Source organism: Paenibacillus sp. J22R67 (assembly GCF_059692175.1).
Window position 1 is genome coordinate 723,834 of the sequence record NZ_JCAUAX010000001.1, and the last position, 26,553, is coordinate 750,386.

The 26,553-nt window shown below is 46.8% G+C and carries 21 protein-coding genes; 4 read left to right on the forward strand and 17 right to left on the reverse strand.

Annotation, left to right across the window (positions count from 1 at the left end; genetic code table 11):
• Positions 1-5: 5 nt before the first annotated feature.
• The 3 genes from AC58VC_RS03580 to AC58VC_RS03590 all read right to left on the reverse strand — a co-directional run bounded on the left by AC58VC_RS03580 (position 6) and on the right by AC58VC_RS03590 (position 5,506).
• Positions 6-1,676 carry a pyridoxal phosphate-dependent decarboxylase family protein gene (locus tag AC58VC_RS03580; RefSeq protein ID WP_497367451.1) on the reverse strand — a complete coding sequence of 557 codons (1,671 nt, stop codon included), beginning with the start codon at positions 1,674-1,676 and terminating at the stop codon, positions 6-8.
• Between the two features lie 289 nt (positions 1,677-1,965).
• A complete protein-coding gene (locus AC58VC_RS03585; protein ID WP_497367452.1) occupies positions 1,966-3,768 on the reverse strand; it encodes an ABC transporter ATP-binding protein in 1,803 nt (600 codons plus the stop codon).
• The gene (locus AC58VC_RS03590) at positions 3,755-5,506 is read right to left on the reverse strand and encodes an ABC transporter ATP-binding protein (RefSeq protein WP_497367453.1); all 1,752 of its coding nucleotides are present in this window, start codon (positions 5,504-5,506) and stop codon (positions 3,755-3,757) included. Before AC58VC_RS03590 ends, AC58VC_RS03585 begins: the two co-directional genes overlap by 14 nt.
• 182 nt (positions 5,507-5,688) lie before the next feature.
• On the opposite strand from AC58VC_RS03590, the gene AC58VC_RS03595 reads away from it, so the two are divergent.
• Complete coding sequence (locus AC58VC_RS03595) at positions 5,689-5,892, forward strand: YrzA family protein (protein ID WP_161408336.1); 204 nt, start codon at positions 5,689-5,691, stop codon at positions 5,890-5,892.
• 53 nt (positions 5,893-5,945) lie between these two features.
• Here the strand turns inward: AC58VC_RS03595 and AC58VC_RS03600 are convergent, their stop codons facing one another.
• Together AC58VC_RS03600 and AC58VC_RS03605 are read right to left on the reverse strand one after the other, a co-directional pair.
• On the reverse strand, positions 5,946-6,905 hold the full coding sequence (locus AC58VC_RS03600) for an acetylxylan esterase (RefSeq protein ID WP_497367454.1): 960 nt from the start codon (positions 6,903-6,905) through the stop codon (positions 5,946-5,948).
• A 23-nt stretch (positions 6,906-6,928) separates the two neighbouring features.
• Positions 6,929-8,599 carry a hypothetical protein gene (locus AC58VC_RS03605; protein WP_497367455.1) on the reverse strand — a complete coding sequence of 557 codons (1,671 nt, stop codon included), beginning with the start codon at positions 8,597-8,599 and terminating at the stop codon, positions 6,929-6,931.
• Between the two features lie 234 nt (positions 8,600-8,833).
• On the opposite strand from AC58VC_RS03605, the gene AC58VC_RS03610 reads away from it, so the two are divergent.
• Genes AC58VC_RS03610 through AC58VC_RS03620 form a run of 3 tightly spaced genes read left to right on the forward strand, consistent with a single transcriptional unit; the run spans position 8,834 to position 11,409 of the window.
• Entirely contained in the window at positions 8,834-9,862 is a 1,029-nt protein-coding gene (locus tag AC58VC_RS03610; RefSeq protein WP_497367895.1) for a methionine ABC transporter ATP-binding protein, read from the forward strand.
• The gene (locus tag AC58VC_RS03615) at positions 9,859-10,521 is read left to right on the forward strand and encodes a methionine ABC transporter permease (protein ID WP_497367456.1); all 663 of its coding nucleotides are present in this window, start codon (positions 9,859-9,861) and stop codon (positions 10,519-10,521) included. The genes AC58VC_RS03610 and AC58VC_RS03615 overlap by 4 nt, the downstream gene beginning before the upstream one ends.
• A gap of 30 nt (positions 10,522-10,551) precedes the next feature.
• Complete coding sequence (locus AC58VC_RS03620) at positions 10,552-11,409, forward strand: MetQ/NlpA family ABC transporter substrate-binding protein (RefSeq protein ID WP_497367457.1); 858 nt, start codon at positions 10,552-10,554, stop codon at positions 11,407-11,409.
• A gap of 221 nt (positions 11,410-11,630) precedes the next feature.
• On the opposite strand, the gene AC58VC_RS03625 is transcribed toward AC58VC_RS03620, so the two are convergent.
• The 12 genes from AC58VC_RS03625 to AC58VC_RS03680 form a co-directional block, all read right to left on the reverse strand.
• The gene (locus AC58VC_RS03625) at positions 11,631-12,473 is read right to left on the reverse strand and encodes a YitT family protein (RefSeq protein WP_497367458.1); all 843 of its coding nucleotides are present in this window, start codon (positions 12,471-12,473) and stop codon (positions 11,631-11,633) included.
• 103 nt (positions 12,474-12,576) lie between these two features.
• Positions 12,577-13,692, reverse strand: coding sequence for an alanine dehydrogenase (ald, locus tag AC58VC_RS03630; protein WP_497367459.1), 1,116 nt, complete (start codon positions 13,690-13,692; stop codon positions 12,577-12,579).
• A 123-nt stretch (positions 13,693-13,815) separates the two neighbouring features.
• Positions 13,816-15,483, reverse strand: coding sequence for a PucR family transcriptional regulator (locus AC58VC_RS03635; RefSeq protein WP_497367460.1), 1,668 nt, complete (start codon positions 15,481-15,483; stop codon positions 13,816-13,818).
• Positions 15,484-15,623: 140 nt separating this feature from the next.
• Positions 15,624-16,775, reverse strand: a complete 1,152-nt coding sequence (locus AC58VC_RS03640) for a DUF2264 domain-containing protein (RefSeq protein ID WP_497367461.1) — start codon at positions 16,773-16,775, stop codon at positions 15,624-15,626.
• Positions 16,768-17,889: a glycoside hydrolase family 88 protein gene (locus AC58VC_RS03645; protein ID WP_497367462.1), complete on the reverse strand. Its 1,122-nt coding sequence runs from the start codon at positions 17,887-17,889 to the stop codon at positions 16,768-16,770. Before AC58VC_RS03645 ends, AC58VC_RS03640 begins: the two co-directional genes overlap by 8 nt.
• A gap of 16 nt (positions 17,890-17,905) precedes the next feature.
• A complete protein-coding gene (locus AC58VC_RS03650) occupies positions 17,906-18,925 on the reverse strand; it encodes a LacI family DNA-binding transcriptional regulator (protein WP_497367463.1) in 1,020 nt (339 codons plus the stop codon).
• Positions 18,926-19,048: 123 nt separating this feature from the next.
• Positions 19,049-20,392, reverse strand: a complete 1,344-nt coding sequence (locus tag AC58VC_RS03655) for an ABC transporter substrate-binding protein (protein WP_497367464.1) — start codon at positions 20,390-20,392, stop codon at positions 19,049-19,051.
• Between the two features lie 534 nt (positions 20,393-20,926).
• Positions 20,927-21,832 carry an LLM class flavin-dependent oxidoreductase gene (locus AC58VC_RS03660; RefSeq protein WP_497367465.1) on the reverse strand — a complete coding sequence of 302 codons (906 nt, stop codon included), beginning with the start codon at positions 21,830-21,832 and terminating at the stop codon, positions 20,927-20,929.
• A 101-nt stretch (positions 21,833-21,933) separates the two neighbouring features.
• The gene (locus AC58VC_RS03665; RefSeq protein WP_497367466.1) at positions 21,934-22,716 is read right to left on the reverse strand and encodes an SDR family NAD(P)-dependent oxidoreductase; all 783 of its coding nucleotides are present in this window, start codon (positions 22,714-22,716) and stop codon (positions 21,934-21,936) included.
• Between the two features lie 114 nt (positions 22,717-22,830).
• Positions 22,831-23,916 carry a Gfo/Idh/MocA family protein gene (locus tag AC58VC_RS03670; RefSeq protein WP_497367467.1) on the reverse strand — a complete coding sequence of 362 codons (1,086 nt, stop codon included), beginning with the start codon at positions 23,914-23,916 and terminating at the stop codon, positions 22,831-22,833.
• A 36-nt stretch (positions 23,917-23,952) separates the two neighbouring features.
• Positions 23,953-25,035, reverse strand: coding sequence for a Gfo/Idh/MocA family protein (locus AC58VC_RS03675; RefSeq protein WP_497367468.1), 1,083 nt, complete (start codon positions 25,033-25,035; stop codon positions 23,953-23,955).
• Positions 25,036-25,790: 755 nt separating this feature from the next.
• Positions 25,791-26,474, reverse strand: coding sequence for a hypothetical protein (locus tag AC58VC_RS03680; protein ID WP_497367469.1), 684 nt, complete (start codon positions 26,472-26,474; stop codon positions 25,791-25,793).
• Positions 26,475-26,553 lie beyond the last annotated feature (79 nt).

Below are 26,553 nucleotides of genomic sequence, written 5' to 3' on the forward strand. Positions count from 1 at the left end.
TGTTGTTACCTCCTACTTATCGTAGATGTTTCAGCATATTTCTCATAGACTTGCGAGACGAATGTTTTTAAATATTGCACGATTTCTGGTACATGTTTAACCTCCGTATAGGGAGAGATAACAAAGATTTTGGTCGCATATAAGGCCGTAAAACTCCCCTCTTTCGTAGGTACCAGCAAATGCTTTTTGGTGTCGCCAAAAAAGATACGGTCTCGCTGATCCCCCAGAACTTCAAACAAGATTTCATTAAACTTGTTGGTTCGTTCAAGCTCATTTAGCGAGCAAGCACCCGAAATCTCTTCCTGAAAGCGCGAGCTCCCATCTGGGTAGAGTCGAAATAATGTGATAATACCGGGATTATCCGCATTAACAATGACAGCCTCTGGAATTTCCAGACGCAGCGCTTCTCGGAACGCGAGATTAACCTCAACGAATTGAGCTAAGAGCTGCTGATACCCTTGAATGCCAAATGCAAGAAGCGCGCTGTAAATGCTAATAGAGCTAGCCATACGAGAGCATTCCAACGTATATCCGGTATGATACTGACCATAACCACGATGCCCGACATAAGGCGTTTCATCCGGATGCAGATCCATCAAAGATAAATCTGCGGCCTCTTTTAAGAGAAAAAGACTTGTCAGATAGGGCGTTTGCCCCAGCTTTTGAAAATCAAAGCAAAGCGAATCCGCCAAATGCAAATGTCTCATCCGGCTATGTATGGCTTTTAGCGCCTGCAATACCTCGTCTTTGAAATCAAGCGGATTAGACGTGAAATCGTAATCTTGGAAGAAAGCAAAAAATCCGCCTAAAGCCGAGTCCGCGTGGATGTGCGGTCTCTGAAGCCCAAACTCAGCAGCAACTTTGCCAGCTGTTGCCTGGATTTGCTCCAAATCGTCAATCCCCATGGCATCCGTCGTGCCTGTCGTTGCGACAATATAGACCGGGATTCCGCCTCGGGCGATAACCTCCTCCATCTTCTGCTGCAAGTCGCTCACGTCCATAGAACTGTCAGCCTTGGTGCGAACACGGATCAATTTATCGCTTCCAATTCCCGTTGCCTCCACAGATTTGAATAAGCTGTAATGGGCAGCATCGGAACAAAATGCATATAAATTGTCGGGAACGCCTTTCTGCAAAGCCTCCGGAACAAATTTGGCAATCGCTATACGCAGTCCTGAGAATACGGCTCCCTGACCGCCCCACGTTGTGTATCCACCGCTTTTCATGGCATCATATCCGATTAATTTCGACATCATGCTGATGACTTTTACTTCCGCCTCCGCACCTGCAGGACCGTACACATCCCACAGATTGTTGCCATTAACCATAAACGCTGCAAGCATGCCCAGAATGCCTGGTATGCTGGCCATCGGTAAAATGTTGGTTAAAAAATATTTGGTATGATAAGGATGATTGTGCAGCAGTTCCAGCAGCTCCGAATTAACTTCCTCCAAGGGCATACTGTCAGCCGGGATAACGCTATTTTGGATGAGGTTGTTATAAAAGCTGTCTGTGCGGTCTTTCACTCCGCTAAGGTTGACGCCATCCGGGTTTTTCAGCACATCGACACCAGTCAAAATTTGTTCCATTAATTGCAAAATCATTTGGCGTGATTGCCCGTTGCCATTCTCACTAGGAAATAATTTCTGTACGTTTGGCAATCTTCTCTCTCTCATAATTTCCTCTCCTATCGATAGAATCGTTTAAAGAAAATACGCTTGAAAAACGTCGCCCCAGCAAAAACCTCCTTACTTCGACATAAGTCGACAAAAATCCTTACATTTTTATACATTAGTATAGTACAGCAAAATAAATATAACAACACAATTTACCAATTATTCTATTTAAATAGTACTTATGATATATAATTCATATACTGACATTTAATAACCATCGGTAGATTAAAAAGGATAAAAAAAGCTTTATCACCATGTCCAATAGGAAGGTGATAAAGCTTGATAAGGTTTAAGAAATGGATTGCGCCGCGTCCATACTCCCTTGGGAGTGCAGATACAATTGCTCATAATAGCCATGCAGAGAAAGTAATTCCGCGTGGTTGCCCTCTTCAACAATTTGCCCTTGACTCATGACCAGAATGCGATTCGCGTGAATAATCGTCGAGATCCGGTGGGCAATCACCAGTGTTGTTCTTCCCTCTGCAACAATCTGCAGAGCCGACTGGATCAGCTGCTCCGTTTGGGAGTCCAAATTCGCTGTAGCTTCATCAAGGATCAATATTTTAGGCTGGAAAACAATGATCCGTGCAAATGAAATCAATTGCCTTTCACCCGCAGATAAACCGCTTCCTCTTTCTGAGATGCGCGTCTCATACCCATCCTTCAGCCTCGCTATCAGAGAGTCCGCGCCAACCAATTGGCAGGCCTTGATGACATCCTCACGTGCCACGGTTTCATCAAACATCCGCACATTATCGAGAATGCTGCCGGCATATAAATAGGGCTCCTGCTGGACCAACCCTACGATGCGATGCAAATTAGCCTGCGGTATATCCCGAATGTCCGTGCCATCAATCCGGATGCTTCCTTCCCGCACATCGTAGAAGCGGCAGAGCAAGGAAATAAGCGAACTTTTGCCCGCTCCCGTCGTACCGACAATTCCGATCATTTCACCGGGCTCAATCCTTAGCTCAAGATCGTCAAGAACAGAGATATCCTTCAAATAGCCAAACTTCACATGGTTAAAATGGATCTCGCCCTTGACCTTAGGCAACGGAATCGTCATCGCATTCTGCTTGTCATTCACGTCCGGCTGGGTAGCAAAAATGTTCCAAATCCGGTTCATTGACACCGTCGTAGACTGGAGGGTATTCCACTGCTGCGTGATATTATTAATCGGTTGAAAAAACTGCCGAATATACGTGATAAACGCATAAAGGACACCAAACTCAATCGTTTTATCGAATACGGCCATTCCACCAACCCAGGTGATAAAAGCTACCGATAAATTTCCTAAAATATCGAAGGATCGGTTAAATAACACGTTCGTGCGGATTTCCCGCAAGTTGGCCTGAAAGTAGCTTGAGTTTCGATCCACAAAACGTTTCATTTGTTCATTCTCTTGGTGAAAGGCTTGAATGAGATGCATGCCCGATAAATTTTCAGCCACAAACGCAACCATTTGAGACAACCGCGTCCTGGAAAGCTGATACGTTTTGCGCATATATGTACGGAAGCTTATAGCAATAATCGCTATGATTGGAATCACGATCATACTGTACAACGTTAACGTTGGATCCAGATGATACATCAGCACAATGATGAAAATCAAGGTCATTCCATCGCGCACTAGACTTAACAGAACTTGCGTGAAGAACTGGTTCAGTGTTTCTGTATCGCTGGATACATGCGTAATGAGGCTGCCGCTAGGCGTCTTGTCATAATAAGACATGGACTGTTTGAAAATGTGTTGGAACAGATCCTTGCGGATTTTGGCCACAATACTTTGGCCAGCGAATTGCAGCAAGTTGTTCTGTAAGTAGCTGAAAAATAAGGAGCTCACTGAAAGCCCTACATAGAACAGACAAATCATCAGCAGTCCGTGATAATCATTTTTCCCGATCATCAAGTTATCGTCGATAGCGATCTTGACGAGATACGGTTGAAACAAGTCAGCAGCGATACCCATTAATGCGCACAGCAGAACAGCTGCAAATGTAAATTTATGCGGTTTCGCATAAACAGATAAAGCGCGGAAGGACGTTTTCATCGCTTGCGGCTCATGGGTGCTGCTCTCTTTACTCCGCGACATCGTGGTTGCCCCCTTCCTGTATCGCATGAAGCTCGGCGTACAAGCCTTCCTGCGCGATAAGTTCTTGATGTGTGCCGCGCTGAACAATTCGACCTTCGTGAAGCACAATAATCTCATCCGTATGCTTCAAGGCTGATATCCGGTGTGCAATCCAGATCGTTGTTTTGTTGGAACGTTCTTTACGAATCGTGTCGATGATATGCTTCTCTGTTACAGAATCAACTGCGCTAACGCTATCATCCAGGATCATGAGCGGTGAATCCTTGATGATACCTCTGGCGAGACTTGTTCGTTGACGTTGACCGCCTGACAAAGTCACTCCGCGTTCACCCAGTTTCGTTTCAAACTTCTCGGGAAAAGACGTAATACTGTTCAGAATTTGCGCATTCTTGGCGGCACGTTCTACTTGCTCAAGCGGTAATTCCCGTTTGTAAAAGGCGATGTTATCCCGAATGGTTGTGCTAAACAGGAAGCCCTCTTGAGGCACATAAGCGATTTGATTGCGCAGGCTCTCCAAGGTCACATCCCGAATGTCGGTATCCCCAATCCAAACTGTCCCCTCAGGAGGATCATAAATCCGTAACATCAGCTTCACCAGAGTCGATTTGCCGCTGCCTGTTTTGCCGATAATGCCAATCGATTTACCAGGCTCAATGGTCAGCGAGATATCATGGAGCACCTCATCTTCGTCATCGGGATAAGCAAAGGACAAATGCTCAATTCGAATGCCCTCTTGATCGAGATGGGAAGGTCGCGCCAGCTCCGATTGCACAACTTCAGATTTCAAATCAAGTAACTCGTTGATACGCTCAAGTGATGCTTTGGACCGCTGCATGGCATTAATAACGCGACCGATCTGCTGAAGCGGGTTGACCATCATGCGTATGTATAGCGTTAATTCAACGAAATTCCCGATCGTAATCCGGCCTTGAATCGTCAAATAGCCCCCAAATGCAATCGCGATAATAAGCGATATTGCGCCCAGAAACGGTATTAGTGCTTCAAATAGGGAAGACAGACGAACGAGTCTCAGTTGATTATCGCGAATCCGGTCCACCGTTGCACTGAACCTGCCAATCATGATCTCTTCGACCGCGAACTTCTTCGTGACACGGATGCCGCCAAACTGCTCTTCGGCTGACTCTGTCATTTTGCCTAAAGCTTCTTGAACTTGTAAGGAACGATTTTTGATAACAGGTTGAAATTTCACACTCAGAATCGGGATGAGCAATAAAGGCAAAATACATACAGCAATTAAATACAACGGAATTGAACTGAAAAGCATGGATACAACAACTGCAACAATTAAAATAACCGAGTTTACAATCTGATTAATCCCCATGGAAATGGATTCCCGGATGACAGTCACATCGTTCATCACATAACTCAGCAGCTTGCCGACACCATTTTTAGAGTAAAAAGTAGCCCCCAGCAGTGTAAAATGATCAAACAATCGGTTTCTAGCGACGAATTCGAATCGTCTTCCATTTCGCATAATCAAATACTGTCCAATTGCTGTTAATACACCGAATGTAATACCAATCATCAGGAGCTGCACGCTGTAGGTTACAATTAAATCTCTACTCAAGCCCCCCAGCTTAAGCTGATCGGTAAACTCGCCTAGCAACTTGGGGTAAAACGAATGTACGATGTTGCCTACAGAGATCGACAATGCGGCTGCGATGTACAACGGCCATTTCAGCTTCAGGAAATCAATTAATAACCTTGTTGACTTCAAAACGACATCACTTCCTAATACTTGTTGTCTGGAATAATAAGTATTCCGAAGGAACATTTGTATCCTCTTAGGCGTCCCACTACAGTATACGCCTATTCAAAGCCACTTCCTATATCAGATATTGACGTTATAATAGAGAAGTCATCTAATTTTCACATATGTTGCCTAGGAGGATTACAGATATGGATTTTATATTGGACCGTATTGACAATAAAATTGAGTTCTTTCAAGCCTATGACTTGCGAACGCTTGAGAAACAAATTAACGTGCAAGTCGATAATAACAAAGCGCTGCTGCTGAGTGTTTTCGCCGTTCAGCATCACACGACATTCGACCCGAATGCAGGTAAAATGCTCTACAGTGCGGTAGTACATTTCAAATCCTAATAGACATTAAAAAATGACTTCCCATCCTATTGATGGGAGAGTCATTTTTTGCATTATAAACCCAGCATGAACTGGAGCGTCTTATCATTGAAGCCCGGAAGTCCTTCGTGTCCAAAATCTGGATACAGCTCATAGCTTTTTGGAGATTTGATTTTGTTGAACGCTGCGAATTGCGTTGAAGGTGGGCACACTGTATCAGATAAGCCTACAGCCATCATGACTTCCCCTTGAATTCGCTCCGCTAGATTTTGAATATCGATGTAGCCAAGCTTAGTGAAAACTTCCTCTTCACGCTTATGCTGTGGATCATGGCGGCGGAAAAAGTCCTTCAGCTCTTGATACGCATCCTTCGCCAAATCCATTTCCCATACGCGCTTATAGTCGCTAAGGAATGGGTATACGGGCGCCAATCGCTTAATACGCGGCTCCAATGCGGCGCAAGCAATCGTCAGAGCTCCGCCTTGTGAGCCTCCCATAGCCCCTACGCGCTGTGCATCCACTTCTGGCATGTTCATTGCAATACCAGCCAGCTGCGCCGTATCCAGGAAAATATCCCTGAATAATAATTGATCAGGATGATCATCCAAACCGCGCACGATATGACCTCTTAGTGTAGTCCCTTTCATGCCCCCTACATCTTCGGATAAGCCCCCTTGCCCACGGCAGTCCATGGAGAAGAACGAGTACCCTAAGGCAGCATATTGCACTTTATCCGACCAGTCGCCGGAATTGCCTGAATAACCATGAAATTGTACGATTGCTGGATGAGGAGCGGATGAGTGCTTAGGACGAATATATTTGGCATAGATACGTGCGCCTTTCACGCCGGTAAAGTACAGATCGAAGCATTCTGCAAACGGCACTTGAAATTCACTAGGATGCAGCTCAATTTGTGGATCAACAGCTTTCATTTCAGCAATCGCCCGTTCCCAATAAGCATCAAAATCTTCAGGGCGGGGATTACGCCCCTCATAGGCGAGCAACTTCTCTAATGGCATATCCACTAATGGCATGATAACTCCTCTTTTCTTTTATTTTATTTTAAAGGGGCCTTGTACGCAGCGAAATCAACAGCTTGACCATTTACCAATCTGCCTAGTTCGCGGTTAGGTCCGCTTTTGAAAACAAGTACATCATCATTTAACGTTGTGTAGGTCAATGCGGCACCGTTCTCTGCAGACTGAGCATGTTCCGGGTGTCTTTGTTTCATCGTGTCTGCGAATTGGCGTACGCCCTCAATCCCCTTATTCATCGCTTCCTGTTTGTCGATACACTCGATAACTACAGCATTTTTGCTGCCACTACTCGTAATAATGGAACGGTCGGCACGCGCTTCCCTTTGATACGATTGCTGAACATAAACAGCTATGTAAACATTACCGCAAATGCCGAACAAAGCATGCTCATCTTCCACCCATTCTCCTGCCGGCAAACAGCCAATAATTTGATCCTGGTGGTTCTCAGGGATTTGATAATCAGCAATGACGGTATTGCGGTGAAAAAACACTTCTGAGAATTCGCTCTGATGCCGCAAATCTCCTTCTTTATTTCCAGGAGCTGGATGAAAAAAATAAGCATGATTGACTCCTGGCACAGCATCCAAGGGCAGCGAAACGTCCCAGCGATGCTGCTCATTGTCAAACTCGAGCACGCGCTCGTAGATACCGCCTACTGCAAAACTTTCTGAGATATATACATAGCTATGCCATACATCCTCTTCGCTCGCAGCCGTCCCCGCTTGTTTGGGAATTCGGAATTTCACTTCAACTGGAGCTTTGCGGTCCAGGGCGAGGTGGCGAGCATCAGACGGAGCTTCATACGCAAGAAAACCTGCAAATTCGGTTCGCGGCATTTCCTCAGGCAGCGTAAAGTCCCCATACTGCACATAATCATGCAGGACATTCGTATCCCTAGGCATATCGTGAGGCCAAATTCTCGAATGCGGTCCAACCCAAGCGCCTCCCAAATAATACGTCGAGCGCACACGCCATAAATAATCCAGCATCTGAGCGAGCTCATCTTTCAGTTCTTGATCCTTCATTAGCTGCCATGCGCAGGTAAATGCCTGTACCCAGTGCCAGAACCACGGCAGCCCCCCGTACTCGGACATGCCAATCGAGGTGATCCGTTTCCGTGTAAGGCGTAAGCTCGTGATGCCATCTTCCAGCAAATCCTTATCTTCATAGCGCTGTCCAAAAATAAGTTTGGCAGCTGTGTATTTGGCTTCGTGATGGTTGTAATGCTCAACCTTTTTGCGATAGAAGTTGCTCTTATAGATATGTTGAAGCGCTTCCTCGAATGAGTTTTGCAAGGGCTCACTTAGAACTGCCGAGTATTGATCATAAAAATAAACCATTAAACTTCCCATTAATTCCACAGGTAGTGTATTTTTAGAAGCTTCCTGCGGCGTTGGTTTTAAATTTAACGGCCAATGGCCGTAGGTTGGGCTTTGCGCATCCTGATCCTGAAGTTCAAGTAAGCACTGCAGAATGGCTTCTGCTTTGGTTTGCGCCAATTGGCGGTCTCCGTCAAATGCAATCTCTTGTTCTTGTGATGCAGCAAATAGATAGGAACCATAGTAGAAATTGTCACGAACATCTTGATGAAATAAGAAGCCGCTGTCTAGTCGTGGCAGTTGATATGCCGCTGCGGCAACCTTTGATTTGATCTCATTTTGTCTTTGTTGCAAATTCGTCAAATTTGTCATCCCCTTGAGTCCTTCATAAAAGAGAGCGTTTCATCTGTTTTATAAAGCGCTCTCTTTCTTAGTTGAAACGTTTAACTTAAGTTTATATGCAAATATATGCATCGTCAATGCATGCCGAAACATTCATTTTTCATATTTTGGCTGTTGCTTCCCTTTACAATTTCTTATAAAATAATCTACCGTCGGTCAAAATATACAATCACCATTATTTGCTTGGGATAGGAGGTATTCATCCTGATTCATATCGAGAACTTACAAAAAGTGTACGAGGATATACCGGGACGTGTACCGGCCATCCAGCAGATCCATTTACATATCGATCGCGGAGAAATCTTCGGCATCATCGGACACTCCGGCGCAGGGAAAAGTACCTTGCTGCGATGCGTAAATTTACTTGAACGTCCAACCTCGGGAAGCATCTCTATCGATGGTGAAGACATGACAAGTTTAAATGCCAAACAGTTGCAAGTAAAGCGCCGCAAGATCGGCATGATTTTTCAACATTTCAATCTGCTCTCCTCCTCTACGGTTGCCGATAATATCGCTTTCCCACTGAAACTCGCTGGTATGGGACAAGCTGAGATTGCAGCAAGAATCAAAGAACTGCTTGAATTGGTTGGACTGCAGGACCATGCGGGCAAATATCCCAGCCAGCTCTCCGGCGGGCAGAAGCAGCGTGTTGGTATTGCCAGAGCACTGGCCAATCACCCGGACGTTCTCCTCTGCGACGAAGCTACTTCTGCTCTTGATCCGCAGACTACGAATGCGATTCTCGCCTTGCTGCTCGATATTAATCGGAAGCTTGGCATTACGATCCTGCTCATTACGCATGAAATGCAGGTGATTCGGGCGATTTGTGACCGCGTTGCTGTCATGGAGAAAGGTTTGATCGTGGAAACAGGGAAAGTGCTCGATGTTTTCCTTCAACCGCAGCATCCAGTAACGAAGGATTTTGTTGGACAAGTCTCTGATTTCGCAACCAGCATGACGGAAGACGATACAAACGTGAACCCAGGAAATGCGCAAGGAACTGTCATTCGGATTACGTATATCGGTGCCAAAACGTATGAACCCATTCTCTTCGAGACGGTCAAATTGACGAATGTGACTTTCGCTATTATGCAAGGCACCATTTCTTCGATGAAAGGTGTGCCATACGGCCAGTTGGTCGTGCAATTATCCGGCGCTCCACAAGAGGAAATAGATACTGTGATTGCTAAATTGAAGCAAGAAGGAATGGATGTGGAGGTGATTACCCCATGAATATGACTTGGGAGATTAACTGGGCTGAGATTGCAAAAGCAACCGGCGATACGCTTGTCATGTTGGGGTGGTCGCTCCTATTCACCATCGTTATCGGCTTAGCCCTTGGCATTATTTTATTCCTTACTTCCAAAGGACAGCTGTTGCAAAATGTTCCTCTTTATGGCGTGCTCTCATTAATTGTGAACATCCTGCGCTCCGTGCCGTTCGTCATTCTCATGATCTCGGTGTTTCCGATCACGAAAGTGCTCGTGCACACCACCATCGGCGTGAAAGGCGCGATCCCGCCTCTCGTTATCGCCGCCGCGCCATTCCTAGCGCGGCTGGTCGAATCTGCGCTGCGTGAGATCGAGAGCGGCGTAATTGAAGCCGCTCAATCGATGGGCGCAACGCCGTGGCAAATCGTCTGGCGCGTTCTGCTGCCGGAAGCGCGCCCTGGCTTGATCTCAGCCGTTACAGTAACGGCTGTTGCTCTGCTCTCCTACTCCGCGATGTCTGGCGTCGTAGGCGGAGGCGGGCTCGGCGATCTAGCGCTCCGCTACGGCTATATGCGGTTCCGTACGGATATTATGATCGTCACCGTCGTTATTCTTGTCCTTTTCGTTCAGCTTTTACAAATGTTTGGAGATCGTATGGTCACCAAATACAACCGCAAATAAGACATCATCGATTATTGGAGGTCATCTATTATGAAAAAACTTTCTGTTTCACTTGTTGCTTTATTCTTCGTCCTGACGCTTGCCGCATGTGGACAAAAACCTGCTGAGAATCAAGCGGGATCAGCCCCTGCTGCTTCTGGAACACCTGCAGCAACGACGCCTGCCAAAGAAGTTACGCTGAAAGTTGGGGCATCTTCCGTTCCACACGCTGAAATTTTGAACGGCATCAAAGCAAAAATGAAAGCACAAGGCGTTAACCTAGAAGTCATCGAGTTCAACGATTATGTACAACCGAATGTGCAGGTGTTTGAAAAACAATTAGACGCAAACTTTTTCCAACACCAACCTTACCTGGATCAATATAATGCCGATAAAAAGCAAAATCTTGTAAAAGTTGTAGGCGTGCACATTGAGCCATTCGGTGCTTACTCTCAAAAAGTGAAATCCGCGGCTGAATTGAAAGATGGCGCATCTGTAGCCATCCCGAATGACCCGTCCAATGCAGGCCGTGCGCTAGCGTTGATGGAGAAAAACGGTTTGATCAAACTGAAAGATGGCGTTGGCATTAAAGGCACCGTGAAAGACATCGTAGAAAACAGCAAAAAGCTTCAAATTAAAGAGCTTGACCCAGCTATGCTGCCACGTACGATCGGTGAGTTCGATCTAGCGCTTATCAACACGAACTACGCGCTTCAGGCGAATTTGAATCCTACAAAGGATGCTCTTTTCATTGAGGACAAAAATTCCCCTTACGTGAACATTCTCGTGGCTCGTCCAGACAACAAGGATTCCGAAGCTATGCAAAAGCTTGCTAAAGAATTGAACTCCGCTGATACGAAAAAGTTCATTGAAGACAAATACAAAGGCGCTATCGTTCCAGCGTTCTAAAATAAATCTATAAAAGCTGCGCTTTCAGGTTAATCCTGAACGTGCAGCTTTTTTGTTATAGGTTCTATTGTGGCAAACCCAAATGAGATGTGAATTTCGTGATGATGCGGTTATGTCCCACTTAGGGGAACTACAGGACCCTATTCCTTAAGAAAATTGTTCTTTTTACCAAACTCCCCCATATAGCGTCCTCAAGTTCCCATATTTAAATCCATCATATGTTAGGACTCATGCCGGGCGAATCCATTGCCAACCACTTCCCTCACATCGCTGAAGGAGACAAATGCAGCGGCGTCAATGCGATGAACAAGCGATTTGAGCTTAATGATTTCTTTCCGGCTTACGATACAGTAAATAACTTCCCGCTGCAGCCCCGTATAACCGCCTTTACCTTCGAGAAAAGTGATCCCTCGCTGCAGCTCGGTCATAATCGCTGTTGCCGTCTGCTCAGGTTTATCTGTAATGATAAAAGCAGATCGAGCGCCTGATGCCCCTTCCAGCACGAAATCAATCACTCTAGCACCTACTATGATTGCAACAAGCGTATACATGGCTCGCGTCAAATCCAGGTAAATCAGAGAAAGTAACAGGACGATGAAATCGATGCCGAATATCGTTTTGGCTATACCGATTCCGTAATGTTTTTGCATCATTCGTGCGATGATATCGGTTCCCTCCGTCATCCCTTCAAAACGAAACACAATACCAAAACCTAACCCTACAATTGCTCCAGCATAGAGAGAAGCTAGCAATGGGTCCGGCAGGGGCATGGAGAAGCGCTCAAACAGCCACAAAAACAGCGAAACGGATATCATGCCTACAACGGTATAAATGAAGCTGATGCGCCCCAGCATTTTCCAACCCAAGAGGATGAGCGGAATGTTAATCAACAGGTTTGACCATGCCGGGTTCCAGCCTAAGACATATTTGAGCAAAAGGGCGAGTCCAGTAATCCCCCCTTCTGCCAGCCCATTAGCGAGATTGAAGTAGTTCATCCCGAAAGCAATAATTGTGGAACCGCCTATAATAGCAATTACATTGATATAACTGATTTTGGCAGGCATCATAATCTCCTCGGTTAAAGTCGTTTGCGATTATCATACCCTTATGTAACTTATCCCATTAGCACAAAAAAACGCCTATCCATGTAGGAAAGGCGTCAATCCCTTATTGTAAAAGCGAATGAATATCCGTATATTCGTAGCCATGCGCCTCAGCGACAGCCTTGTAAGTAACATGCCCAGCTACAACATTAATCCCTTTGGCAATGGCTTTATTATCCAGTGCTGCGCGTATATACCCTTTGCTGGCAATTTGCAAACCATACGGAGTAGTCACATTCGTTAACGCCAATGTAGATGTGCGAGCTACGGCACCAGGCATATTCGCTACCGCATAGTGAATGACTCCATGCTTCTCGTAAGTCGGTTGGTCATGCGTTGTGATGCGATCAATCGTCTCAATGGAGCCGCCTTGGTCGATTGCAACGTCCACAATTACGCTGCCTGGACTCATCGTTTTGACCATCTCTTCGGTCACCAAACGTGGTGCACGTGCGCCAGGAATCAATACAGCGCCTACTACCAGATCAGCTTGTCGCACGACTTCCGCGATGTTATATGGACTAGACATCATCGTTTTCACACGTCCTTGGAAGAGGTCATCCAATTGGCGCAAACGATCCGGATTCAAGTCAACGATTGTTACATCGGCGCCTAATCCAATTGCCATTTTCGCTGCGTTTGCTCCTACGATTCCACCGCCGATGACGGCTACTTTCCCAGGCTCAACACCGGGTACGCCGCCGAGCAGAATCCCTTTGCCGCCATGGGCTTTCTCCAAGAAATGCGCGCCGATTTGGACAGACATGCGACCTGCTACTTCACTCATTGGCGTCAATAGTGGCAGACTGCCATTGTCGAGCTGAATAGTCTCATAGGCAATTGCGGTTACTTTGTTACGCGCTAGAGCATGCGTCAGTTCAGCCTCAGGTGCAAGGTGAAGATACGTATACAAAATCAAACCTTCGTGGAAGTAACCATACTCCTCAGGGAGCGGTTCTTTCACTTTGACAACCATTTCAGCTGACCAAACGTCCGCTGCTGCAGCTACGATCGTCGCCCCTGCTTGTACGTAATCTTCATTCGTGAACCCGATGCTGTGACCTGCCATAGTTTCTACTAAAACTTCATGCCCTGCTTTGGTATAAGAAAGCACGGAGCTAGGCGTCATGCCTACACGAAACTCGTTATTTTTTATTTCCTTAGGAACCCCAATAATCATTCTGCATCTACCTCTCCTAGGGACCCCTGAAAAAGGATCCGTCTTCACTTGATAGTTCCAAGTATAAGAGGGATCCGTTCTTGTGCCATTAGACAAATTGTAAAGAATCTGTCCGCTTTTTTTTCACAATTTAAGTTCAGGATGAAGCAGCTGATAGGCCCTGATACCAACTTGCAGCGCCAATCGTTTCTCAGGGAGCATATAGTCGGCGCCAAGCAGCTCCTCTATTTTCTCTAAGCGGTAATAGAGCGATTGCCTTACGATAAAAAGCTGTTGGGCAGCAACCTGCTTAGACCCATCGCTGTCCAGATACACCTTAAGGGTGCGCAACAGCTCGCTGCCTTTCGTTTGATCATAATCGAGGATCGGCCCTAAATAAGTGCGAACGAAGGACTGCAGAATTTGCTTATCGGTAATGTGAAAGAGCAGTTGAAAGACGCCAAGTTCATCAAAAAACTGCACCTTACCCCGGAGCGTCGGAGCAAGGGAAATTGCTTGAAGCGCTTCTTGATAGCTTTGATGCGCCTGCAAGAAGCTGCGGTTGCTTTGACCAACTCCGATTGTCAGTTCCATCTCTTCCTCAGCTTTCAAGAGCTGCAGCGACTGAAACACTAGCTGGAGTCGCTCTTTGGCTGGCCGTTTGGACGTTTTGTCAAAAGCTACAACAACAAGCCGGTTATTTTTCAAAGTTAATAAGGGATGAAACCTGTGCTGCTCAAATATGGATCGTGCGGCTAACGAAAGGTGAATACCTGCAGATTCTATGCCATCACCGTCTTCAAGAACGGATTGATCCTCGATTTGTCTATGTTCAAACTCAATTAAAATAACATGATAAGGAAGTTCATTCAGTTGTTTAAAACCATGACCAATCAAGACTTTGACCTGTTCCTCGTCACGAATTCGCAGATGAAGCAGATCGTCTACCCATAAAGTTTGCGAGTATAGTTTGCGCTCTTCCATATATCGTTTGCGCAATAAATCCTGCGCGATTGACAAAGAGGCAGAGTCCAGAATCAAGTACTCATACTCCTGCGGTTTACGACCTAGAACGAGGATAATATTAGCCCAGGTCTTACCCATCGCGCCAACAGGCTGCACGATAACCGTCTGGCCTTCAAATTCGAAAACAACGGGAGATCCTGTATTTCTGGAAGTTGTATCAAGTTCTATGTGGCTATTCAGAATTTCCAGCCATTGCGTTGTCTCACGACTCCCCATCTGAGGAATAAATTTGGGTTGGCCATCCTGAGGGATGTAGATGACTTGGGCTTTTGTACTGCTCTGTAGCAGCCCCAGCACGTGGGATACGCCTTGTGAGGATAAGGTCATGCGATGGAACTCACGTGAAATTTTCTCCAGATCCTGGAGTGCTTTATGATGTTGGTTGATGATGTGTGCATGAATATCTTGCGTAATGTCGATAAAGCGCACCGCTTGAGGGAAAATGATCAGAGGAAGCCCGCAGCCTTCCGCCGCATCGATCCAATCTTGCGGAATCGAACTCAAATAATGACCCATCTCAATGCAGAGACAGGATACTTTATTATTAATAAGCTGCTCCAAATAGAGCATAAACAGCTTGGTATCGCTCTTGAAAGCGGCTCCTGTTGTCAGAATCATCTCTCCGCCTTGCAGCAGCTCTCCAAACTGAATCACTTCTATGATATGTACCCAGCGCACTAGTCGCTGTAAGCCCTCTTGTCCTGCAGCGATATAGGCTTGCTGAAAGAAGGGTCTACCCAGCACTTCTTCTACCGTTAATTGATAATCTTGATTCAAGACTGTCACGCTACTTTCTTCTGGCTCACCAAAGTTATCCACAATTGACTATTCAGGCTGCTTGGGGATAAAGGAACTAATGAAGTTTAGTATACAGGAAAAAAGCGCCTGTTTCACTAGGAAACAAGGCGCTTATTGGATATCCTAACTTAAATCGCTTTATCAATGGCAACGGTTTGCCCGGACCAAACCTTCTGCGAGGTCCAAGGCGCATCAGCATCTTGCCAGAACGCATCATCTGCCGGCAAGCCGAGCGGCAGGAATACAGCCGAGCACAGGTATAGGCTGCCCGTTGAGATGTAAGGCTCTCCAAGCTCAGGCTGGTGACCGCATAGACCGATCGTCAGCCAGCCCTTTTCGTCGAAAGTGCCCGGAGCTTCGATCAGACGCCGGATCATGGCGCTTAATGCGCATCTAACCCCAGCGGGAGAAACACCGACCGGCAATTCGCGGCGCAGCGCTGTTTGGGCTAGCGACTGAAATGCGCCGAACCGGTAAGCAAGCGACCTGCCAATGACAGGGAACGTACCCTCTGGAGAGATGGAACGCTCCTGAACAGCGGCATAACGCTGCGCGCGGGCAAGTATATCCTTGCGCATAACTGCCCAATCTTCATAGTGCGTATCCACATGCTCAATGATATCAACCAGCATAGGCTGAATCACGAAGCTGTTGTAGTAGTCCGCATGATAATGAGGGCCATCGCCGTACATGCCGTCTCCGAGGTACCACTGCTCATGCTGCTTGAGAGCAAAATCCACACGCATCTGATCCCAATCCTCACCCATAAATCGGAGCGCGGTTTCGGTCATTGCGGCGAACAGCAGCCAATTGTTGAACCCCGGCTTGCGTGTTCTCGTCGCTTTCAAAGCTTGCACCAAATTGCTCTGAACACGGCCTTCTAGTCCATGCCAAAGTGTGTTAGGAGCTCTGAGAATGGCATGGGATAGAAAAGCAGTGTCCACAATCGGCTGAAAGCCTTGGCTAAAGTTCATGAAATCAGGCGACTCGGGATCTGTCGCTGCATCCAGACCTGCACGCACAAGTTCTACGTAGTGTGTCCGAAGCTTTTCCTCCTCCGCATTCTGCGCAGGATTTTCCAGCCATGGCGCGATACCGACGAGCGTACGGGCAAAAGCCTCCAGATGCGAGTACTGGCGCTGCTCTTCTTTTTTATTTTCAACAGGCATGGAAGCCCGCAATTTTTTATCTGCCAATGCCGCAAGAACGGGATCCGCAATCCGAAGCATGGTTTGCACCCAGTAAGAACGGGTACTGCTTGTTGAGGCTTGATTATTCATACCAGTAACCTTTGATTCCTTTCTCCATACGCACAAGCGCTTCCAGGTAGTAATAATCTCCCCAAATCATGAAGTCGTCAGGCGCGTTGCCGCCACGAACACTGTAGGAGCCGCGCTCAATGAAACCTTGTGCATCAGGCTTACCAATTGTCGCGTAAGATTTTACAAGTCCAGCCATGGAGCGTTGAATCGCATTTTCCAAATAAGCACGGTCAGCATCATCAGCAGCCAAATGTTCCAACAACTCAAGCGCTCCTGCTGAAGCAATCGCCGAAGCGGAGCTGTCGCGTTTCGTTTCTTCGTTCACTGGCGCATTGAAATCCCAGTATACAACATCGTCCTGCGGCAGACGGTCAAAGAAATACCGAGCCAGACGTTTCGCTGTTTCTAAGTAAAGCGGATTTTTCGTATAGTGGTACGAAAGCGCGAACCCATAAATACCCCATGCTTGACCGCGAGTCCATGTCGAACCGTCGCTATATCCTTGCGCTGTTCCACCATGCAGCGGCTCACCGTTTTCTTGATCAAAATAGAACGTATGGAAAGAGGAATCGTCTCCACGCACCAAATAACGGCGGCTTAAATCAGCATGAATGACAGCAACTTCTTTGTATTTCGCGTCGCCCGTTTGTTCGTAAGCCCAGTACAAGAGCGGCAAATTCATCATGCAGTCAATGATAATGCGGCCTCCGTTATGCTCATCGCCTTCACGACCCCAAGCTTGAATATACTGACCTTTCGGTCTCCAGCGTTTCATCAATACGTCGGCTGCCTGTAGAGTAAGCTGTTTCGCATTCTCATCTTTTTCAATGATCCACTGCGCTTTGGATGAAAGGGAATATAAGAAGCCGATATCATGGTGATCTAGAGCGACATTGTCTTCCAATCTTTTCTTAAAGCTTGCAACCGTTTTCTGAGCAGCCTCTTGAAAAGAAGTGTCGCCGCTGTATTGGTAGCCCAGCCACAAAATACCGGACCAGAAGCCGTCCGTCCAATCCGTATTCGGATTCAGGTGATACACATCATTTTCGCTGACATGAGGAAATAAATCCCCAAAACGTTCAATGTTCACTTTCGTTTTCTGTAAAGCATCTTCAATGGCTTGTTTCCACATGAATGATTCACTCCGTTTACTGTAGTTTGGTTGTACCGCGTTCTATAAAAGTAAGAGGGACCTCGATTTCGCGTTCTTCGCCAGTCTCCGCTTTATTACCAATTTTCTGCATCAACTTATGAATGGCCATTTGTGCTTGATCGTCATAAGGAATGTCCCAGCTAGAAATGCCAGGATAGCTTTCTTTCGCAATATAATCGTTGTTAATCCCAATAAGCCGTAAGCGGTTAGGAATATCAATGTGCAGCTTATTAGCCGCAGATAATACTCTCAATGCCACATGATCATCAAATGCGACAATGCCAACAGGCTTAGCTTGCCGCTGCATGAGATCACGCAGATAGGCTTCGATATCCAACCCCATCGTATCCACGATTTCTTGGTATATATCTCCTCCGAATTGCGCCATACCAGCATTAAACCCGATTAGACGCTGTTCATCAATGACTTTCGAGCGTTTGCTGCCTAAGTAGCAAATGGCTTCGCAGCCATGCTCAGCAAGCACCTTGACGGACTTTAAGCAAGCTCCCGCAAATCCAAGATTAACGGCACCAGTCGCTATGTCCGCTGGCCAGCCCCACCCATTAATCAGCACTAACGGTGTTCCGCTGTTGACAATGGAGCGCGTCGTTTCAAAGCCCATCGCTAAACCGTGGCAAATTAAACCGTCAACTCTCCGCTGCAGCAAAACTTCCAAGTGCCTGCGTTCAATATCCGGGTCAAAACCTCCCGAAGAAAAAACAGATAAGTGATACCCTGCCTGATGCGCTTCAATCTGCAAATGCTCGGCAAGCTGTCCATAATAACTTCCCAGTGCTGGAATAATGAGACCGATTTCATAAGTCTTGCTGCTGCTTAATCCTGCTGCCATCGTGTTGCGTCGATACCCCAGTTGTTCAGCAGCCAATTCAACTTTGCGAATCGTCTCTTTCGACGAGCGAATACCACCTCGATTCAACACATTGGAGACGGTGGCAATCGACACACCTGCTGCTTCGGCCACTTCCACAATGGTGACTTGTTTGGGCTTGGTCATCCCTATTTCAACTCCGTTTTGTTAAACGTTTAACATACTCTATTAGCTTAATTTGAAACGTTTAACCTGTCAAGAGAAAAAAAGACCGGTCCCCTCATTTCTAGGGAATTCCGGTCTTTCGTTTTACTTCGCTTTATTTTTTTCCAGAACAGCGTTAGCATCCTTGCGGAATTTCGCAGCGGCTTCTTCTACGCTCGTTTTCTTATACAAGATTTGCTCGCTTGTTGCTTTGAGCAATTTCTCGACTTCGATGGAACCAACCGGGTTCGGAGGATCCATTTGGGAACTGTTTTGCTCAGCCCATGCCACATAATCAAAGATTTTCACTTCGTTCGGTGACAGCAGCGGTTTGAGTGCATCTTTCACTTTGGAGGAAACAGGCACACCACGGTCGCCTTTGATCAATTTATTGGCTTCAATATCGTTCACGAAGAAGGATATGAATTTCGCTGCTTCTTCTTTTTGCTTGGAACTATTCGCAATCGAGAAGTACATACTTGGCTTCAAGAATAAGCCTTTATTGCCGTTGCGTCCAGGAAGTGGGAACAACTCAAGCGGACGGTCTTTCACCAAGTTGGCAACAGCCAAGAATTGATTGGACCAACCATTGCCGGTTACGGCGTTGTTCAGCAAAATTTCATCTTCCTCAGCTACACCTTTCTTCTGTGATTCTTTATCAAGGGAAAGGATATTGCCAGCTTCGTACCATTTCTGATAACGTTTGAAGTAATCAACGAACGGCTTATCATCGGTGTAGCCAAGAGCTGTACCGTCTGCATTATACATTTTTTGATCGACAGAACGCAGGTAATACGGGAAGAAAACCTCATGATGAAGCGCAAAACCACCGATTTGTTTGCCGCCAGCTTTCGCTTTTGCCGCAACTGCATCATAATCATCCCAAGTCCACTCTTTGGTTGGTGTAGGAATGCCTAAGCTTTTGAACGTATTTACATCAATTGTTGTTGCTAGGGCGTTCACCCCTAGGTTCATCGCTACTAACTTACCGCCTACTTCACCACCGGAAATATTATTCGGGGAAATGGAGGAAACATCGATAAGGCCGTTTTTGGTATAAGGCGTCATATCAGCCAACTGATTTTTGCCGCCGTATTGTGTTAGATAGGAGATATCCATCTGAATAACATCCGGGAGCTGATTGGCCGAGGCTTGCGGAGCAAGCTTTTTCCAGTAGTCGTCAAATGGCGCGTATTCCGCTTCAATCTTTACGTTCGGGTTCTGTTTCTCATACATCTCGATAACTTTTAACGTGTAATCGTGACGCGCTTGCCCACCCCACCAAGCAACGCGAAGTTTAACTGGATCTTTGCTAGGTGCTGTTGTTGCCACTGCTGCTTTGGATGGTTCGGCGCTGGCCGCAGGTGCTGGCGTATTCGTGCTTGACGAGCATGCTGCCGCAGTAAACATGATGGATAGCGACAGAGCTAAAGTGAACACTTTTTTCATCTCTATTCCTCCCCTAAGTGAGCCGATCAATTTTGGATAACGCTTACATGTTTATTATCCAACTTTCTAGCGGAAAGTTTAATCCAGAAAGTAGAGGTATTTGTTTAAAAAACAGTGTTAAAAGATTATTAAAAAAAAATAAAACCATCCTGAGACTTTTTACGTAGTACTGTTCATGCATGACATACTTTCAGGGTTAGGGAGGTTTCTTGCTTATGACATTGACACTCAGGTATTACCAAACCGCTTCAATCCGGGACGCCATTTCCATGTTAGTCTGGTATTTACGTAAAAAACGCCGCGCGTAACATGTCTTATAGGGCTCGCAAATAAGTATCAAAGGCTGCATCTCCAGTAGGATATCTACTAGGGATGCAGCCTTTTTTGCTAACCATTTAGCTGGAGTTCCTACCGTTATTTCGCTCCCTGCCACTCTGCAGTACAGATTAACGGTAGTTTTTCCATCTATCTATAACTGTCCACAATGAATCGACAGCCTCCTACTACAGGGTTATATTGCTCTGAAAGAAGCTGTCAGGAAATGATCGAGCTCACGAGTTCATAAGACCTCAGTCTCTGCTCATAATTTGCAACTGGCGTGACCAGAAGAAATTCGTCGACCTCACACTCGCGTGCGATCAGCTCCAACTGCTCGCGCACGCTAGCCGGTGTGCCGATGAGTACTTTGCGCTGGGGCTGAAATTCTGCACCCTGCAGCCAAGGTATGCCAGCTGCTAGTGCCCGCGCTTCCTCCACCGAATCAGCGCAAACTACTCCTACCGCGATGATGACGCGGGGGTCCTTCCCTTGTGCGGACGGCACGAAACGCTCCCGGTAGCCTCGCACTACTTCATTAGCATCGCTGTCGCTCATAAACTGGCCGAATACGTAGCCAGTCCCATGCTCAGCAGCTAATGCTGCGCTTTTCGTGTTTGTACCGAGCATCCACACTTCCGGCGCAATAGGAGGCACCGGCCTTGCTGTTACCGGTTGCCCCTCGCACTGAAACCGGCCTTCCAGTAAGGCCATTAACGACCTCAACGTCTCTGGCAGCTGCCGAACGTTTTCCAAGAAGTTGCCGCTTAGCGCGATCGCGGCATTGGCTGAACCACCGGGTGCCCGCCCGATGCCAAGATCAATCCTGCCTGGGTATAAGGCAGCTAGCATATGAAAGCTTTCTGCCACCTTCATTGGCTTATAATGTGGCAGCAGCAGTGCACCTGAACCGATGCGAATATGTTCAGTTCTCGCACCGATATGCGACAAGAGAACCTCAGTCGATGTACAAGCAAGCACGGGCATATCGTGGTGCTCAGCGGCCCAGTAGCGCGAATAGCCCCATTGTTCGGCTTGTCTGGCCAGCTTGACGGCTTGCTCATAAGCAGTACCCACATCTGCAGGGGCAATAACGGGAACAAGATCTAACACACTTAGCTTCATTCAGATGTTCACCCCTTTCTTTCATTATGCACTTCTATTTGCATAGTCGCCAAAAAGCCCCTTATTCATAAACGAATAAAGAGCCGATAAGATAGCATGTTTTACAAAGCTTCGCCTTTGCCACCATCAATATTGACCGAAGTTCCCGTCACATAGGAAGCGGCTTGTGAGGATAGGAAGGTGATCACATTCGCTGCTTCCTCCGCATTGCCGATACGTCCTAGCGGGATGGCATGCCTTGCATCACTTGCATACTCCTCCCATGTGAGCTCAGGCGCTTCCCGTTTCCAGGCTTTTTCCAGCTGATCACTGCGAATCTTCCCGATACACACGGTGTTAACACGAATGCCAGCCCCAGCAAGATCCTTGCTCATCGCGTTAGTTAAAGCTAGTCCCGCTGCGCGGCTGACACTAGTGGGCAAGGAAGAAGCTGGCGGTGTTTTGGCAGCAGACGTCGTAAGATTCACAATGGATCCGCCTCCGGCTTGCCGCATATAAGGAATCGCATAACGGGAGCAATGAATCGCTCCGAACAATTTCAGTTCCAAATCCTGTCGCCAAACCTCCGTTTCCACCTGTTCAAAAGGTTTCGCTGCGGAAGTCCCGGCATTATTTACCAGAATATCAATGCCTCCGAATGCTTCAACCGTTTGCTCGATAGCGCGTTTGCAATCTTCTTCAGACATGACATCTGCTTGAATCGTAAGCACACGGCTTTCGGTCAATTTCGCAATATGTTTGGCAGCTTCTTGCAGCTGCTCCTCATTCCTCGCACAAATAGCAACCTTCGCACCCTCACGAGATAACGTGATCGCAGTCGCTAGACCAATCCCTTTGCTCCCGCCTGTAATTAAGGCTACTTTCCCCTTCAACCCCAAATCCATCCCTACATCCATCCTTTCTTAGACACCAGAGTAGTTCAAGCATACTCTTTTTTACAGCATTTTTTCAAATGTTGGCAAAAAAAAGAGAGGCGGCAGCCTCCCCTTTTCTATTTTCTAGTTATTCAAGTAAACTGCTTTTCCTGTACGCGCCGATTCATAAATAGCTTCCAAAATTTGCGAAACAACGTAGGCTTGCTCAGGTGTTACGACAGGCTCTGCGTCCGTTTCAATCGCTTTGATCCAAGTACGCATTTCCAGATCGGCATCACTTTCTTTGGCCCCGTCATAAAAAGCAACTCCGCCAGCTTTCAGATCGACTTCTGTTGTATACAAACGGCTATGTTTCTCGCCATTGATACGAAGTCCGCCCTTCATGTCTGCTCCGCCTTCCGTTCCGCTCAGCGAGCACTTCGCCTCGTCGACTTCAAGCGTGTTCAGAGCCCAGCTGGATTCCAGCATAATTGTCGCTCCATTTTCCATCACGATCATCCCGAATGCGGAATCTTCTACCGTGAACTTGCTCGGATCCCATGGACCCCATGCGTTAGCGGCATTCTCCTTCTGGGACAATTCGTGGTAGGACGTTCCGAGCACAACTTTCGGTTTGTAGTTGTCCATCATCCAAAGCGTCAAGTCCAAAGCGTGTGTCCCGATATCAATTAGCGGGCCTCCGCCTTGTTTTTCTTCATCGAGGAATACACCCCATGTCGGAACTGCACGTCGGCGAATCGCATGCGCTTTAGCAAAATAAATTTCGCCAAGCTCACCTTGCTCACAAACGCGTTTCAAATGCTGGCTATCCGCACGGAAACGGTTGTTGTAGCCAATTGTTAGCTTCTTGCCTGTACGTTTAGCTGTTTCGGCCATACGTTTGGCATCTGCTGCCGTTTTCGCCATCGGCTTCTCACACATAACATGTTTGCCAGCTTCCAAAGCTGCAATAGCAATTTCCGCATGAGAGTCATTCGGAGTAAGAACATGCACGATATCAATCGTTGCATCTGTTAGCAGTTCTTTGTAATCTTCATAAACTGTAGCGCCTTCTGCGCCGTATTTGTCAGCTGCCTTTTCTGCGCGCTCGCTAACGATGTCACAGAATGCGACAATTTCAATATTTTTCAGCTTGCTCAAGCTTGGCAGATGCTTACCATTTGCAATTCCACCGCAACCAATGATACCAATACGGAAAATACGTGACATAAGATTACCTCCAAGTAGGTTGAATTTTATTATGAATTAATTAGGAAGTTCAATGGTAACTTCGCGTTTCAAAAGAGAGGAACGGATAATACCGTCAATAACCGCTTGATTCCGGACGATTTGCTCCCCTGGAATCGGCGCAGGCTTGCCGTCACGAACCGCTTCCACAAAATCGCGAACTTTTTCGTTAAACAAATTCTTGCTATGTTCGATGATCGGGATTTGACTTTCGGTATGATGTCCAAGAACATCATGGAAGTATGTGATAGATCCTACAGATCCATCAAATACGCCACTCCATGGACCTTTACCAGCAGGCGTCACTTTAAGTCCGCCATCGGTTCCAAGGAACAGGGTCGGTCCTAACGTATCCATGTGCATCGCCCATGAGATTTTGAAATTCAGTACGAGATCGCCTTCAAAGCGGATCATCGCAACACCGAAATCCTCAACATCGAAGCGTGCTGCTTCTTTATGATACAAAGGGTTCGTACCAAAAAAGTTAGAACTGTAAGCGGATACGGTAAGCGGTTTCGGATATCCTATCGCATTAAGTGCCATATCGAGCGAGTAGCAGCCAATATCAGCCATTGCGCCAGCACCGGCAATTTCCTTGGAGATAAATGTACCGCCAGGCATCCCTCTACGACGTCCGCCGCCAGTTTCCACATAGTACACTTTGCCAAGTTGACCGGACTGAACCACATCTTGAATGGTTTTCATGTTCGGATCATACCTCGGTTGGAAGCCAACATTAAGCATGAAGCCTGTCTTTTTCGCAGTTTGCGCCATTTCTACCGCTTCATCCAACGTAACGGACATCGGCTTTTCAAGCATGACATTTTTACCTGCCAGCAAGGCATCTACCGTTGTGCGGTGGTGAGCCACGTTGGGGGTACAAATACTTACTCCGTCAAGGTCTAACTCCAGCAGCTGTCGGTAATCATCAAAGGCTTGGGCCGTTGTAAGCTGCCAAAAATCAATGAATTGCGCCGCTTTGCCTGGAACAGCATCTGCAACCGCTACAATCTCTACATCAGCCAGCTCTCGGTAGGCTCTTACATGTGCGCCAGCAATACCGCCGCCGCCAATAATGCCGATTTTCAATGTTTTGCTCATCTCATTACCTCATCGCTACATGTAATATTAAGACATCCTACATAAATGTAGCATAGGAATAATAGGATTTTTAGTCTAACATTAGGACAAAAAAGATAAGAAATTACGACATGGACTATTTGTGCCGAAAAAACGGCTTGTCTTCTTGGTTTCGTTGGAGGAAATCCAATGAAGCAGTCTCGTTAGGCTGTAAATGACTCTTTTCGTTGGATGGATTCCAATGAAAACATCATTTCAACGACTAAACTGCTTCTTGCATTGGATTTCATCCAATGGAAACTGCTTACAAGGCAGCAAATTCCTTAATTCCTTGGATTTCGTCCAATGAAACGGATGAAACAGATAAGCTGGCCACTTTTTTGACTAGTAAGAGTTTTTTCACAGTACATTCAAGTACCTAGGCTAAAACAGACACTCTAGCTCCTACGCAAAATAAAGGGAACTACAAGCCTCTATTTGGCCAATATCGGCAATTTTATGCTTTAGGGGGAACTACAGGGTGTTATTCCAGTAAATACTGGCATAACGGACCTCATAGGTCAAATTAGAGGACCATAGTTCCCCTTCCTCCCGCTCGACCTTTGAATTCAACATTCGGATGCTCATCCATCCTAACGCACAAAAGGCCGCCCCAAGTAGATAACTCTACTTTCGAGACGGCCCAGACAACACAAAAGGAGGCCTTCTAGCCCACCTCTTATTCCTCTTCTTGCACGATCCTCCTGCTTAATCAGCTGTTTCCACAATCCTCCAGCTCATGCGCTACCGTCGCCGCCCACCTTCTTCTTGGCATCTTCCAGAAGACTCCTGTAAGCCGGCTCATCCGGTTGATCACGTACTAAGTCCTCGTAGTAGCGGCTGACTCGCTGAAAATAATAAGGATGAACGTCCTGCGTCGGAACAAGCCTATATGGATCCCAGCGGTACGTCTGCACCTGGTATGCTTGATTCTGCTCTTTCACCCAAAGTGCGAGTTCGCACAAGCCGTCTTTACCTTCCCGGGTTGGCATATCCTCAATCTCCAAATGATTGTACGTAGTTCCCGGCGGAATCATCCGCTGAAACCCGCTTGACGTCCATTGGATGATATCGAGCTCAGAGCCCGCATCTGTGCCCCTACCCTCCTGCTGCCAGCCGATGATCACATCCCAGCCTTCTCTGCGTGAAACCGGCGCTGCGGCAAAATCCGTCACTTCCCTAATTCTTCCCGTGGCTGCTGATGCAATAGGAAACCAGTTACCGGAATAATCCTTAATTGAGAATAGGTACTGGTTATCTAAAAATCTATACATCGCCGTGATTTCGGGAGAGCCGTCACCGTCAACATCCGCATACAAAATCGCCGCGGGATTCCCCTGCTGCTGCAGCTGCACAATTTCTGCTTCTTGAGGTATACAGCTCCGGACGACGGCAAGGAAATCAATGGGTTTCATACTCATGGTTATCCCTCTTTTCGCATCATTATTCAACTAAAGTATATGCGGTTGTGGACTTGGCCCATGAACATTTATGGCAAGA